The sequence below is a fragment of the Streptomyces sp. GDS52 genome, assembly GCF_052246875.1.
In the GTDB taxonomy this organism is placed as follows: Bacteria; Actinomycetota; Actinomycetes; order Streptomycetales; family Streptomycetaceae; genus Streptomyces; species Streptomyces cathayae.
This window is the reverse complement of sequence record NZ_CM125966.1, coordinates 6,258,940-6,272,095: the sequence shown is the minus strand read 5'-3', so window position 1 is coordinate 6,272,095 and position 13,156 is coordinate 6,258,940. Positions and strand designations below refer to the sequence as shown.

The following is a 13,156-nucleotide window of genomic DNA, read 5'->3' as shown; positions in this document are numbered from 1 at the left end:
GAGAGCGCCATGCAGGGGACCCGGCCGCCGCAGCAGCAGCCCGCCACCAGCTACCCGCCCACCGAGCGCACCGTCCCCACCCGCTCCCCCCATCGCGCCGCGTACGACAGGGAGCTGGTGCACGCGCTACTCGACGAGGGGTACGTCTGCCACCTCGGTTTCGTCCGCGACGGCGCACCGGTGGTGCTGCCCACGCTGTATGCCCGGGTCGGCGAGCGCCTCTACGTGCACGGTTCGACGGGCTCGCGTCCGTTGCGCGCGGCGGGCGGGGCCGAGTCCGGCCTCCCGGTCTGTCTGACCGTCACCCATGTGGACGGGCTGGTGCTGGCCCGCTCCGCCTTCCACCACTCGCTCAACTACCGCTCCGTGATGGTGCACGGCCTCGCGCACGACGTGACCGATCCCGAGGAGAAGCGGCAGTCGCTGGACGCCCTGGTCGATCAGGTCGTCCCCGGCCGCGCCGCCGATTCCCGCCCGGCCGACAAGAAGGAGCTGGCCGCCACCGCGGTGATCCGTCTCGACCTGACCGAGGTCTCCGCCAAGCTCCGCACCGGCGGCGTCAACGACGAACCGGAGGACCTCGCTCTCCCCCACTGGGCGGGCGTCGTCCCCCTGAGCCGCGGCTACGGCACCCCGCTCGCCGACCCCGCTCTGGCTCCCGGCACAAAGCTGCCGGAGTATCTGGCGGCCCTGTGACCCGGTCCCGCCCCGCCCCGCGGCCGCGCCGCACGGGGCCCTGGGTGTCCGCCGTCACGCGGGGACCGCCTCGCCCTCCGTCCTGCGGGCCCGCGCGAGCCGTGCCTCGCCCACCGCGAGCCCCGCGACCGCGCCCAGCATCAGCAGGGTGCCGAGCAGCGTGGCCGAGGTGAGCCGCTCCCCGAGCAGGGCGACCGCGAGCACCGCCGCGCTCACCGGCTCCAGCAGCATGATCACGGACACGGTGGCCGACCGTACGACGGCCGCGCCCGCGAAGTACAGGCCGTAGGCGAGAGCGGTCGGAACCGCTGCGACGTACACCACCAGGCACAGCAGCAGACCGGGGGCGTCCGTGTGCGGGACCAGCCCTTCGACCGCGGCGAACGGCAGCAGCAGCACACTCGTGACGGCGAACGCCCCGACCGTCGTGCCGGAGGCGTCCAGCCCGCCGTCCCGTCCCCACCAGCGGGTGAGCAGCGTCATCGCCGAGTAGCCCGCCGCGGCCAGTAGCGCGAGCAGTACGCCCCGCAGGTCCACGACCGCCTCCCCGCCGCCGAGGACGAGGACGGCCAGCCCGGCGAGCGCCCCGGCGACGGCGGCGCCTCCGCCCCGGCCGAGCCGCTCCGCCAGGAGCAGCCGTGCGCCGAGCGCCATCAGAACGGGTCCCGCGCCGAGGGTGACGACGGTGGCCACGGCGAGCCCGGTGGCGGCGACGGCGGCGAAGTAGGCCGTCTGGAACACGCCGAGCGCGACCCCGGTGGCCACGGCCCGCCACACCCTGCGGCCCAGGGGCTCAGGCACGGTCCGGGTGCGCGGGAGCAGCGCCCGGGCCCCGAGCAGCAGGACGAGTCCGGCCGCACAGCGCCAGAAGGAGAGGGCGACCGGGCCCATGTCACTGGCCCGGTAGACCAGCGACGCGGCAGCGCCGGCGGTGCCCCAGGCGACACCGGCGACGATCAGATAGAGCAGGCCTCGCCCGACGGGCAGGCCGGATACGGCGTTCGACACGTGTTCTCTCCGCAGGTGCGCACGGATACGCGCGGGCTTGCACCGCTCGCGGCGGTGCGCGCACTGCGCGAAGGGACGGTGGGAAGCCCCGGATCAGGCCCGGGTCGAGCCGGGCCGACGGGGTCCGCGGACTGCGTCTGCGGGCAGCACCGCAAGGCCCGGCGGCGCGCCGGGCGAAGGGAGCCGTGGACCCGCCTCAGGCGGTGGGAGGCGGAAGAACGAGTGCGCGCGCATGCATGATCAGCACCTTAGGCGGCAGTTCCGGGCGTGGACAACTCCCTTTCGGGCTCTCCGCTCGCCACCGGCTCCTCGGAGTTCCTGGCCGGCGCGGAGGACTGGGCGATGAACGCGCCCGCCAGCACCACCGCACCGCCCACGAGCTGCGGTGCCGACAGGTGTTCGCCGAGGAGCACCCAGGCCAGCACGGTGGCGATGACCGCTTCGAGGCAGGCCACCACCCCCGCGACCTGCGGCGAGAGCCGCCGCACCGAGAGCACTCCGGTGCCGTACGCGACGACTGTGGCGACGAGGACGATCCAGGCCAGCAGCACGAAGGCCGCGACCGGGGTGCCGTCCATGCTCGCGTCGCCGCCGAGCACCGACCAGTCCATGGACCACGGACGGGCGACGAGGGTGAGTACGGCGGCGCCGACGAGCAGACCGTAGGCGATCACCCCGAGCGGGTCCGGCGCCCGGTCGCCCTGGTCGCTGCCCTGGTCGGACAGGACGAAGTACCCGACCTGACAGCAGGCGGCGCCGAGCGCGAGCGCCAGTCCGAGGGCGTCGAAACCGAGGCCCGACCACACCTCCACGACGCAGGCCAGTCCGCCCACCGCCAGAACCACACCGACCGCCGCCGCCCGGGTCACCGGCCGCCGCTGGACGAACCGCACCCAGCCGAGGACGAGCGCGGGCGCCAGATACTCGACGAGCAGGGCGACGCCGACGGGGATGCGGGAGATGGCCGCGAAGTAGCAGGCCTGGACACCGGCGACGGCGAACAGCCCGAACCCCGCGAGCAGCGCCGGATGGCTGCGCAGCAGCCCCCGGTGGCGTACCGCCAGCGGCAGCAGGACCAGGGCCGCGCCCGTCACCCGCAGCCAGACGACGTGCAGCGGGTCCAGTCCCGCCTCGATCAGCGGCTTGGCGGCGACACCGGATCCGCCGAAGGCCACCGCGGACAACAGCGCGAGGCCGAGTCCCAGGCCTTTCCCACGGGTGCCCCGGGTGTTCCGGGTGCTGACAGAGGTGGACACCGGCACATGATGTCAGGCGTTGACAGGAGCGTCACCCCCATGGCTCCTGTCTCACAGGCTGGACAGTGGCTCCCTTTCGTTTCAGGGAGCCGGGTCGCCGGTCCACGTCTCGAGCCGGGCGAGCAGGGCGCGGGAGTCGATCCCGGCGCGCTCGAGCACCTCGACGGCACGGGCCTGCGGGTCCACGATGATCGCCGCGAGCAGGTCCGCACCCCCCGGCACCCCTCCCCGGTGTACCGCGCGTTCACGGGCGTACGTCATGCCGGCCGCGGCGAGCGGCGAGAAACCGGCGGCCTCCGCCACCACCGGGACCGCACCGGAGTCCTCGACGGCGCTCTGCCAGCGCAGGCCGTAGCCGATGCTGCGCTGGACCAGATAGCCGAGCAGCCGGGCGGTCCGCGGGCCCTCGCCGAAGACCGCGCGCACCTCGGCATCGGACTCCAGCAACGAGTGCAGCAGATGGGCGGTGTCGATCTGCCGGTCCGCGTCCCTGAGCGCCCTGCGGCGGGCACCGGTGACCACAGCCGCCAGCTCCGCGCCGAGCCCGGCGTGGTGGTCCGCGTGGCGAGCGCCCTGCTTCTGGGCCTCGTGGGCCGACTGCCGGGGGATACGGGATGGCACGTCCTCCACCCCATCAGTCCCGCAGGTCCGGGTCATCCCCGGCGAGGAGCATCTTCCCGTCCCACGGGAAGTGGACACGCAGGGCCCGGCTCTCCTCCTCGAGGAGGAGAGCCGGGCTGCTTCTCCCAGGTTTCCTGGGGTTTCCCCGGGTTTCCCCGAGTTCCCTCAGGGCCGCGCGTCCGCCCTCAGTCGTCGTCGGCGAGGATCAGGTACAGCTTCTTGCGGGCTTCGTTGATGACGATGAGCGCCTTCTCCCGCTGCTCCTTGCTGCCGGTCTTCCAGACCTGCCCGAAGGCCTCCATCAGACCGAACCCGGCCTGCCGGATCTCGCCCAGCGCCTCCCAGTCGACCCCGCGCGAGGCCTCTTCCCACGGCGCCTCGGGGCCTTCGTCGGCCGCCGTGCGACCGGTGTCGGTGAGTGCGAACAGCTTCTTGCCGCCCTCGGACTCGCTGACGATCAGCCCTTCGTCCTCCAGCAGCTGCAGGTTGGGGTACACCGAGCCGGGACTGGGCTTCCACGCCCCGCCGCTGCGCTCGGCGATCTCCTGGATCATCTCGTAGCCGTGCATCGGGCGTTCCTTCAGCAGGGCGAGGATCGAGGCGCGCACGTCACCGCGCCGCGCCCTTCCCCTCGGCCCGCCACGCCCTCGGCCACCGCTCCAGGGGCCGTGTCCGAAACCCGGGCCGAAGCCGGGGCCGCCGTGACCACCGGACCCCGGGGGGCCGAAGGGCCCGAACGCGGCGCGCAGCCGCTCGAAGTCGCCCCGGCCGCCCCGCGGGCCGCCCTGGCCGCGCTCGCCACCATGGGTACGCATCGCAACCACTCTCCATTCCATCGTCGATCTGTCGCGATACTCCAACGATATATCGGTGACTGTCGTCGAACAACCCCTCGGCTGCCTGTTTCCGGGCGGAGGGACCCGTGCGGCCGGTCCGACGCGCCCGCATCGGCCTTGGCCTGCGGCTTTGCTCAGCCCGTACCGTCAGGGCATGCGCATTCGAATCGTCGACGCCTTCACCGACCGGCCCTTCTCCGGCAATCCCGCCGGAGTCCTGCTCCTGGACACGGAGGCGTTCCCGGACGACACCTGGCTCCAGAACGTCGCCCTGGAGGTCAACCACGCCGAAACCGCCTTCGCGCACCCGCTGCCCGCGGGCGGCACGGCCGACTGGGCGCTGCGCTGGTTCACCCCCGCCACCGAGGTCGCGATGTGCGGCCACGCGACCCTGGCCACCGCGCACGTCCTGCACACCACCGGCGCCCACGAGGGCCCCGTCCGGTTCGCCACCCTCAGTGGTGTCCTCGTCGCGACGCCGGCCGAGGACGGCTCCGTGACCCTCGACTTCCCCACGGCGCCGCTCACCCGGCTCGACGTCCCCGCGGGGATCGCCGACGCGCTGGGCACCGAACCGCTCACGGCCTTCGACACCGGCCCGAACGTCGGAGACCTGCTGGTCGAGGTCGCCGACGAGCGGACCGTCCACGCCCTGCGGCCCGATCTGAAGGCCCTCGGCGCCCACTCCGAGCGCGGCGTCATCGCCACCGCCCGCGCAGCGGATCCGTCCGGGGACTACGACTTCGTCTCCCGCTGCTTCTTCCCGAACGTCGGCATCGACGAGGACCCCGTCACCGGCAGCGCCCACACCGCACTGGCCCCCTACTGGTCCGAGCGTCTCGGACGCCCCGGCCTCACCGGCCTCCAGGCATCACCCCGCTCCGGCCGCGTCCGTACGGAGCTGTGCGGCGAGCGCACCCTGCTGGGCGGACGGGCGGTGACGGTCATCGAGGGCGAGCTCCTGGCCTGACCGGGCACCGGAGACCGCGAAGGGGCGCACCGGCCGTGCCGGTGCGCCCCTTCGCGGTCTCCGGGTCGTTCAGGCCGTGGGCAGCCAGCCCACCTTGCCCGCGAGCAGCGCGTACCCCACGAACGCACCGATGTCGAGCAGCGTGTGCGCGACCACCAGGGGACCCACCCGGCCCCAGCGGCGGTAGAGGAACACGAACACCACACCCATGACCATGTTGCCGATGAAACCGCCGATGCCCTGGTAGAGGTGGTACGAACCGCGCAGCACCGCACTCGCCGCCGTCGCGGCGCCCGGTGTCCAGCCCAGCTGCTCGAGCCGGCGCAGCAGGTACGCGAGGACGATGACCTCCTCGAGGATCGAGTTCTGCAGTGCCGCGAGGATCAGCACGGGGAACTTCCACCACACCTCGGGCAGCGCCTCGGGCACCACGGTGAGGTTGAAGCCGAGCTCGCGCGCGGCCAGGTAGAAGGCGATGCCGCTGCTGCCGATGACCGCCGCGACCGCCGCCCCGCGGCCGAGGTCGGACCAGGGCCGGGTGCGGTCGAACCCGAGCACGCGCAGTCCCGCGCCTTCGCGCAGCAGGAAGTGCGCGACGAGCGCGACGGGAACGAGCGCGGTGGTGATCCCGAAGAGCTGCCAGGCCAGGTCGAGCCAGGGACGGCCCGGTGCCGCCGAGGCGTTGAGGGTGGCCGCCTGGTCCTTCAGGCCGCCCGGCCGGGTGACCGAGCCGATGAAGCTGATCAGCGCGGACACTCCGCTCGCCCCGAGCGACACCGCGAGCACGAGCAGCGTCTCGTTGCGGAGCATCGTCCGCGTGAGCCGCCGCTGAGGATACTCATCGGCCCGCGGGCCCGCCTCCGCCTGCACAGCTGCCTCCACATCACCGATCCGTCCGATCAGTATGCGGGCAGCCTCCGACGGCCCGACGGGCGGTCCGCGGTGGGCCCGCCCCGGTGTCGTCAGGCCGCGGGTACCGGGTCCGGGAGGCCGACGGGCCAGGTGTGGACCGGATCGCCCTTCAGCATCAGCTCGCGGTAGCGCCGGGTGGTGGCGGCCAGCGCCGCATCCCGGGCCAGGCCGCCGTCCAGGGCCCGGTGGAAGGTCGCGGCCTGCCAGCTCGCGCCGTTCTGCCGGCGCCGGCAGCGCTCCTCGATCACGCCCAGGTACAGGTCCCGGTCCACCGGCTCGATGCCCCACGCGTCCAGTCCCGCCTCGGCCAGCGGCAGCAGCTCGTCGCGTACGAGGGTGACCGCGTCCACCTCGGCCGTACCGCCGTAGCGCCCGCGCCGGGGCCAGGTCAGGCGGGCTTCGATGCCGTGCCTGCAGGCGGCGTCGAAGTTGGCGGCGGCGGCCTCGAAGGGCAGCCGGGTCCACACCGGGCGGCTGTCCTCCGCGAGGGCGCGGACCAGACCGTAGTAGAACGCCGCGTTGGCGACGACGTCGACGACGGTGGGCCCGGCGGGCAGGACCCGGTTCTCCACCCGCAGGTGGGGGACGCCGTCGGCGACGCCGTAGACCGGGCGGTTCCAGCGGTAGACGGTGCCGTTGTGCAGGACGAGTTCGGCGAGCGTGGGGGTGCCGTCCTTGTCCAGCACCTCGAGCGGGTCCTCGTCGTCGCAGATGGGCAGGAGGGCCGGGTAGTAGCGCAGATTCTCCTCGAAGAGGTCGAACGCCGAGGTGACCCAGCGCTCCCCGAACCAGGTGCGCGGCCGTACGCCCTGTGCCTGCAGTTCGGGCGGCCGGGTGTCGGTGGACTGCTGGAACAGCGGCGGCCGGGACTCGCGCCACAGTTCGCGGCCGAACAGGAAGGGCGAGTTGGCGCCGACGGCGATCTGGGCGGCGGCGACCGCCTGGGCCGCGTTCCACACGTCGGCGAAGCGGGCCGGAGTGACCTGGAGGTGCAGTTGCACCGAGGTGCAGGCGGCCTCGGGCGCGATGGACTTGGAGGTGCAGCTGAGGTGTTCCACCCCGTCGATGTCGAGGCTGAAGTCCTCCCCACGGGCGGCCACGATCTGGTCGTTGAGCAGGGTGTAGCGGTCGACTTCGGAGAGATTCGAGGAGACGAGGTCGTCGCGGTCCAGCGTCGGCAGAATACCGATCATCACGATCCCGGCGTCCACCTCGGCGGCTTTCCGGTCGGCGTACGCGAGTGAGGTGCGCAGTTCCTCGGTGAGCCGGTCGAATACCCGCCCGTCCAAACGGTGTGGAGCTATGTTGACTTCCAGGTTGAACATGGCGAGTTCTGTCTGGAAGTCCCGGCTCGCGATCCGTTCGAGGACTTGTCCGTTCAACATTTTCGGCATGCCGTCGGCGCCCGTGAGATTCAATTCGATCTCCAGCCCCACAAGGTTCTTGGGGCGGTCGAACCGCTTCTCCGCCAGGAGTCGCTCCAAGCCCGCCAGGCACCTGCGGAGCTTGTCGCGGTAGCGCTGGCGATCGGACAGGTCGAACCCGCCTGCCACCACCTTCTCCCCCATCGAAGCGTCCTTCCTCGGCTGGGCGGCCCGATGATCGGCCGCCGGGGTCCCGGTCCACAGGGGAGGATGCCCCGTGGATGCGATCGATAACGCCCCGGACCGATCTGCGGACCGCTACGCTGGTCGAATGTGTCCACTGGCACATTCACGCGGCATGGCCGACAGGGCACGCAACAACGCGATGACTGACTCGTGAAAAACGCCGATGAAAATAGGCCTACCACTTCACAGCCGTTTATCGAGGTCATCGCTGTGCACCCGGCTCTAAATCGGGATGATTCCCCCTTTTCGTCGACCAGAAGTACCCTTGTTCAACGGGTCGAAAACAGCTAGTGGAAACACAGCCCGAACACGCTTCGTATAAACTCCGTGGACAGGGCAGAAGGTTGGCGCCCACGGTCGAGTGATCCAGCCCTCGAGGTGACGTGCGGCAGTCCTCACCCCCACCTCCCGCGCTCAGGCCCCCGGCCCCTGCCTTCCGACCCTTCGCGAGCTGACAGCGTCGTCCGCCCCGCCCTCGTGCCACCGTGCCTTCGAATGAGAGGCGACCCACCATGCCCCTTCATGTCCCCCCGGCCCCCGCGCCCGCACTGCGTTCCGTCCTGACCGCACTCTCCTCCCCCACCGCGGTCAGCGAGGCCCGAACCCCCTCCCTCCTCGGTGCCCAGGGTCCGGTCTCACCCGAACTGCCTCTGCCCGTGCACGTCCTGGACCGGATCACCGCCGAGGGCGTGTCCGCGACGCGACTGGCCGGCTGGCGCTTCCTGATCCGCTGCGGCGACCGGGCGGTGGCCGCGGCCGACACCGTACTGACCCCCGACGGCTGGACCTTCTCCCGCTTCTTCGAGGGTCCGTACATCGCCTCCACCGAACTGGCCCTGCGCCAGGCCGAGTCCCTGTCGCAGCCGTACCAGCCCCGGCTGTTGTCGGTGCCCGGCCTCTACATGCTGACCCTCTGGCTGCACGGCGACCGCACCGCGGACGGCGCCACCGGCCATCCCGCCGCCACCGACCTGCTCGTCCCGCTCGCCCCCGCGCCGCCCGGTATCGCGGCCCACCGCCCGCACCTGGTCGCGGAACTCCTCCCGGTGCTGACCCACCGGGCGACGCCCGACCGCCTGCTCGGCTCACCCGCCTGACCGACACGCGATCGCACGCGTCCCCGCCCCTCCCGCACGACCACTCCCGTGCCCCGCCGCCCGATCCCCGCGGCGGGGCACGCGCACGCCCCGAGCCTCCCCGGCCCGAGCTGCCCCGAGCGCTCCGAGCGCTCCGAGCGCTCCGAGCCCTCGGACTAGCCTCATCCGGCCATACGGAACCACCCGAAGTGACAGTGCAGTTGAGGTGAACCGTCCGCGCGGGTGACGCGTCATCGACCTGTGAGGGGCGGTGCCGCGAAATCCCTGCGGATCGCCGTCCGGAGGGCAACACTTGTTTCCGACCGACCTAGGACAACGGGGGGCGGCCATGAACGAGGTTTCACGCCGCGCAACAGAGACAACAGCCAACCCACAGGTCACCACAGAGCGAAAGATCCCATCCATGTGCCAGCATCCGTCACCGTGCCCCTCAGCCGAATCCGCCGACCGGGAGTCCGCCCGTCTCGTGGCGCACCACCCGGAGCAGGGCTGGAGCCTGCTGTGCAACGGTGTCGTGCTCTTCGAGGACACCGGTGAACTCCTGCCCGACGGCAGGAGCATCGCCCCGCAGCGTCCCGGGGGCCCCGCGGTGATGACCTCCGCCTGAGCTCCACCGGGCGGCTCCGCGCCGCCCGGTTCCGCTCGCCGCCTATCGTGATCGGCATGCAGTCCTACACGATCGGCCAGGCAGCACGGCTGCTCGGCGTCAGCCCGGACACCGCCCGACGCTGGGCGGACGCGGGCCGGCTCACCACCCACCGCGACGAAGGCGGACGACGGCTCATCGAGGGGCGGGCCCTGGCCGCGTTCTCCGTCGGCCTCGCGAAGGCCGGCGCCACCGAGGAGGGCACGCCGTACACCTCGGCCCGCAACGCCTTCCCCGGCATCGTCACCGCGATCACACTCGGCGACGTGGCGGCCCAGGTCGAGATCCAGGCGGGTCCGCACCGCCTGGTCTCGCTGCTGACCCGCGAGGCCGTCGAGGAGCTCGGACTGGAGATCGGCATGGAGGCCACCGCCCGTGTGAAGTCGACAAACGTCCATATCGATCGCGTCTGACGGAAGCGGAAGCGGTACGCCGAAGGGCTCCGCTTCGGCCCTGCGGCCGAAGCGGAGCCCTTCCACTCCTCGGTCCCGGTGACCGGGCCCTCCGCGTCAGTCGTCGTACGCGTCCAGCGGCGGGCAGGAGCACACCAGGTTGCGGTCGCCGAAGGCCTGGTCGACACGGCGCACCGGCGGCCAGTACTTGTCGGCCGCGCTCACACCGGTCGGGAAGACGGCCTCCTCACGGCTGTACGGGTGCTCCCACTCCGTGCCGAGCGCGGCGGCGGTGTGCGGGGCGTTGCGCAGCGGGTTGTCGTCCGCGGGCCACTCGCCGGAGCCGACCTTCTCGATCTCCGCGCGAATCGCGATCATCGTCTCGCAGAACCGGTCGAGTTCGGCCAGGTCCTCGGACTCGGTCGGCTCGATCATCAGCGTTCCCGCCACCGGGAACGACATCGTCGGCGCGTGGAAGCCGTAGTCGATCAGCCGCTTGGCCACGTCGTCCACGCTCACACCGGTCGTCCTGGTCAGCGGGCGCAGGTCGATGATGCACTCGTGCGCGACCAGCCCGCCGGGGCCGGTGTAGAGCACCGGGTAGTGCGGCTCGAGGCGCTTGGCGATGTAGTTGGCGCTGAGCACCGCCACCTGGGTGGCCCGCTTGAGCCCCTCGCCGCCCATGAGCCGGACGTACGCCCACGAGATGGGCAGGATGCCCGCGGAACCCCACGGGGCGGCCGAGACCGGCCCGATCCCCGTCTTCGGCCCGGCCTCGGGCTGGAGCGGGTGGTTCGGCAGGTACGGCGCCAGGTGCGACCGCACCCCGACCGGGCCGACACCGGGACCGCCGCCACCGTGCGGGATGCAGAAGGTCTTGTGCAGGTTCAGGTGCGAGACGTCGCCGCCGAAGTGTCCGGGCTTGGCCAGCCCGACCAGCGCGTTGAGGTTCGCGCCGTCCACGTACACCTGGCCGCCGGCCTCGTGCACCGCCGCGCAGATGTCGGCGACGTGCTCCTCGAACACACCGTGCGTCGACGGGTAGGTGATCATCAGCACCGACAGCTCGTCGCGGTACTGCTCGATCTTCGCCCGCAGGTCGTCGATGTCGACCTCGCCGTCCTCGGCGGTCTTCACGACGACGACCTTCATCCCGGCCATGACGGCGCTGGCGGCGTTGGTGCCGTGCGCGGAGGACGGGATGAGGCAGACGGTGCGCTGCTCGTCGCCGTTGGCCCGGTGGTAGCCGCGCACGGCGAGCAGCCCGGCCAGTTCGCCCTGGGAACCCGCGTTGGGCTGGAGGCTCACCTTGTCGTAGCCGGTGACCTCGGCGAGACGCTCCTCCAGTTCGTGGATGAGCGTGAGGTAGCCCTGGGCCTGCTCGGCCGGCGCGAAGGGGTGCAGCTGCCCGAACTCGGGCCAGGTGATCGGCTCCATCTCCGTGGTCGCGTTGAGCTTCATGGTGCAGGAGCCCAGCGGAATCATCCCGCGGTCCAGCGCGTAGTCACGGTCGGCGAGCCGCCGCAGGTAGCGCAGCATCGCGGTCTCGGAGCGGTGCTGGTGGAAGACGGGGTGCGTCAGGTACTCGTCGGTGCGCAGCAGGGCGTCCGGCAGGGTGTCGGGCGCCGCCGCGTCCAGAGCTGCGATGTCGGCCTCGATCCCGAAAGCACTCCACACGGCGGCGAGCCGGGCCCGTGTGGTGGTCTCGTCGCAGGCGATCGAGACGTGGTCGGCGTCGACGAGGAGCAGGTTGACCCCGTTGTCCCGCGCGGCGGCGACGACCTCGGCACCCCGCCCCGGGACCCGCACGGTCAGTGTGTCGAAGTAGGAGCCGTGGACGATCTCCACGCCGCCGGCCCGGAGCCCTTCGGCCAGGACGGTCGCGTAACGGTGGGTGCGCCACGCGATGGTCCGCAGTCCTTCGGGACCGTGGTAGACGGCGTACATCCCGGCCATCACGGCGAGCAGCACCTGGGCGGTGCAGATGTTGCTGGTGGCCTTCTCCCGGCGGATGTGCTGCTCACGGGTCTGGAGCGCGAGCCGGTAGGCCCGGTCGCCGTCCGCGTCGACGGAGACGCCGACGAGCCGTCCGGGCAGGCTGCGCGCCATCTTCTCGTGCACGGCCATGTATCCGGCGTGCGGCCCGCCGAAGCCCATGGGCACACCGAAGCGCTGGGTCGTGCCGACCGCGATGTCCGCGCCGAGTTCGCCGGGCGACGTCAGCAGTGTGAGGGCGAGCAGATCGGCGGCGACGGTGACCAGCGCGCCCAGCTCGTGCGCCCGGTCGATCACCGGCTTGATGTCGCGTACGGCTCCGGAGGCGCCCGGGTACTGGATCAGCACGCCGTTGATCTTGCGCTCGGCGATCTCGGCGGGGATGCCCTCGCTCAGGTCGGCGACGACGACCTCGACGCCGGTCGGCTCGGCACGGGTCTCGATCACGGCGATCGTCTGCGGCAGCGCGTCCGCGTCGACCAGGAACAGACCGTTCTTGTTCTTGCCCATGCGCCGCGACAGCGCCATCGCCTCGGCGGCGGCCGTGCCCTCGTCGAGCAGTGAGGCCCCAGAGGTCGGCAGGCCGGTCAGTTCGGCGACCATGGTCTGGAAGTTCAGCAGCGCCTCGAGCCGTCCCTGCGAGATCTCCGGCTGGTACGGCGTGTACGCCGTGTACCAGGCGGGGTTCTCCATCACGTTGCGCAGGATGACGGGCGGCGTGAAGGTCCCGTAGTACCCGAGCCCGATCATGGAGCCGAGCACCTCGTTGCGGTCGGCCAGCGACCGGAGTTCGGCCAGCACCTCGGGCTCGGTCCGGGCGCCCGGCAGATCGAGCGCGTCGGCGTTCTTGATCACATCCGGGACCGCCGCGGCCGTCAGCTCGTCGAGCGAGCCGTAGCCGACCTGCGCGAGCATTTTGGCGCGGGCCTCGTGGTCGGGGCCGATGTGACGCTGCTCGAAGGGCGTTCCCTGTTCGAGCTCGGAGAGGGGAATGCGGTGGGCGGTCATTGTGGAGGCCTCCTGGTCTGACGACCTTCGAGGGGCACCATGACGGGTGCCCGGACGGCCTCCCCCTCTGTCATCTCAACCTGAGAGCTTCACCGGACCGCCGCAGGGC

12 protein-coding genes are annotated in these 13,156 nt (G+C 71.9%); 5 read left to right on the top strand and 7 right to left on the bottom strand.

The features are described from left to right. Positions 1-9: 9 nt before the first annotated feature. Positions 10-696, top strand: coding sequence for a pyridoxamine 5'-phosphate oxidase family protein (locus ACTWJ9_RS28630; protein WP_279337154.1), 687 nt, complete (start codon positions 10-12; stop codon positions 694-696). 54 nt (positions 697-750) lie between these two features. Here the strand turns inward: ACTWJ9_RS28630 and ACTWJ9_RS28625 are convergent, their stop codons facing one another. The 4 genes from ACTWJ9_RS28625 to ACTWJ9_RS28610 all read right to left on the bottom strand — a co-directional run bounded on the left by ACTWJ9_RS28625 (position 751) and on the right by ACTWJ9_RS28610 (position 4,396). Next, complete coding sequence (locus ACTWJ9_RS28625; protein WP_279337153.1) at positions 751-1,704, bottom strand: DMT family transporter; 954 nt, start codon at positions 1,702-1,704, stop codon at positions 751-753. 248 nt (positions 1,705-1,952) lie between these two features. Next, on the bottom strand, positions 1,953-2,966 hold the full coding sequence (locus ACTWJ9_RS28620) for an EamA family transporter (RefSeq protein WP_387037893.1): 1,014 nt from the start codon (positions 2,964-2,966) through the stop codon (positions 1,953-1,955). 75 nt (positions 2,967-3,041) lie between these two features. Continuing rightward, a complete protein-coding gene (locus ACTWJ9_RS28615; protein ID WP_279337151.1) occupies positions 3,042-3,581 on the bottom strand; it encodes a Clp protease N-terminal domain-containing protein in 540 nt (179 codons plus the stop codon). Between the two features lie 185 nt (positions 3,582-3,766). After that, positions 3,767-4,396 carry a PadR family transcriptional regulator gene (locus tag ACTWJ9_RS28610; protein WP_279337150.1) on the bottom strand — a complete coding sequence of 210 codons (630 nt, stop codon included), beginning with the start codon at positions 4,394-4,396 and terminating at the stop codon, positions 3,767-3,769. 175 nt (positions 4,397-4,571) lie between these two features. Between ACTWJ9_RS28610 and ACTWJ9_RS28605 the strand changes: the two genes are divergently transcribed. Beyond that, on the top strand, positions 4,572-5,387 hold the full coding sequence (locus ACTWJ9_RS28605; protein ID WP_279337149.1) for a PhzF family phenazine biosynthesis protein: 816 nt from the start codon (positions 4,572-4,574) through the stop codon (positions 5,385-5,387). 69 nt (positions 5,388-5,456) lie between these two features. On the opposite strand, the gene ACTWJ9_RS28600 is transcribed toward ACTWJ9_RS28605, so the two are convergent. After that, entirely contained in the window at positions 5,457-6,257 is an 801-nt protein-coding gene (locus tag ACTWJ9_RS28600; RefSeq protein ID WP_279338127.1) for a CPBP family intramembrane glutamic endopeptidase, read from the bottom strand. 92 nt (positions 6,258-6,349) lie between these two features. Further along, entirely contained in the window at positions 6,350-7,867 is a 1,518-nt protein-coding gene (locus ACTWJ9_RS28595) for a glutamate-cysteine ligase family protein (RefSeq protein WP_279337148.1), read from the bottom strand. A gap of 554 nt (positions 7,868-8,421) precedes the next feature. Here ACTWJ9_RS28595 and ACTWJ9_RS28590 point away from each other — a divergent pair. The 3 genes from ACTWJ9_RS28590 to ACTWJ9_RS28580 all read left to right on the top strand — a co-directional run bounded on the left by ACTWJ9_RS28590 (position 8,422) and on the right by ACTWJ9_RS28580 (position 10,065). Then, complete coding sequence (locus ACTWJ9_RS28590) at positions 8,422-9,006, top strand: hypothetical protein (RefSeq protein WP_279337147.1); 585 nt, start codon at positions 8,422-8,424, stop codon at positions 9,004-9,006. A 403-nt stretch (positions 9,007-9,409) separates the two neighbouring features. Next, the gene (locus tag ACTWJ9_RS28585; RefSeq protein WP_279337146.1) at positions 9,410-9,613 is read left to right on the top strand and encodes a DUF5999 family protein; all 204 of its coding nucleotides are present in this window, start codon (positions 9,410-9,412) and stop codon (positions 9,611-9,613) included. Between the two features lie 56 nt (positions 9,614-9,669). Then, positions 9,670-10,065 (top strand): TOBE domain-containing protein, encoded by a 396-nt coding sequence (locus ACTWJ9_RS28580; protein WP_388708209.1) that lies wholly within the window; start codon positions 9,670-9,672, stop codon positions 10,063-10,065. A gap of 96 nt (positions 10,066-10,161) precedes the next feature. On the opposite strand, the gene gcvP is transcribed toward ACTWJ9_RS28580, so the two are convergent. Next, positions 10,162-13,047, bottom strand: coding sequence for an aminomethyl-transferring glycine dehydrogenase (gcvP, locus tag ACTWJ9_RS28575; RefSeq protein WP_387040475.1), 2,886 nt, complete (start codon positions 13,045-13,047; stop codon positions 10,162-10,164). Between the last annotated feature and the right edge of the window lie 109 nt (positions 13,048-13,156).

What these genes read in the sequence shown, in the direction of transcription:
- ACTWJ9_RS28585 (WP_279337146.1), top strand. Translation starts at nt 9,410, where the DNA reads ATGTGCCAGCATCCGTCACCGTGCCCCTCAGCCGAATCCGCCGACCGG.
- ACTWJ9_RS28580 (WP_388708209.1), top strand. Translation starts at nt 9,670, where the DNA reads ATGCAGTCCTACACGATCGGCCAGGCAGCACGGCTGCTCGGCGTCAGC.
- gcvP (WP_387040475.1), bottom strand. Translation starts at nt 13,047, where the DNA reads ATGACCGCCCACCGCATTCCCCTCTCCGAGCTCGAACAGGGAACGCCC.
- ACTWJ9_RS28605 (WP_279337149.1), top strand. Translation starts at nt 4,572, where the DNA reads ATGCGCATTCGAATCGTCGACGCCTTCACCGACCGGCCCTTCTCCGGC.
- ACTWJ9_RS28610 (WP_279337150.1), bottom strand. Translation starts at nt 4,396, where the DNA reads ATGCGTACCCATGGTGGCGAGCGCGGCCAGGGCGGCCCGCGGGGCGGC.
- ACTWJ9_RS28630 (WP_279337154.1), top strand. Translation starts at nt 10, where the DNA reads ATGCAGGGGACCCGGCCGCCGCAGCAGCAGCCCGCCACCAGCTACCCG.
- ACTWJ9_RS28590 (WP_279337147.1), top strand. Translation starts at nt 8,422, where the DNA reads ATGCCCCTTCATGTCCCCCCGGCCCCCGCGCCCGCACTGCGTTCCGTC.
- ACTWJ9_RS28595 (WP_279337148.1), bottom strand. Translation starts at nt 7,867, where the DNA reads ATGGGGGAGAAGGTGGTGGCAGGCGGGTTCGACCTGTCCGATCGCCAG.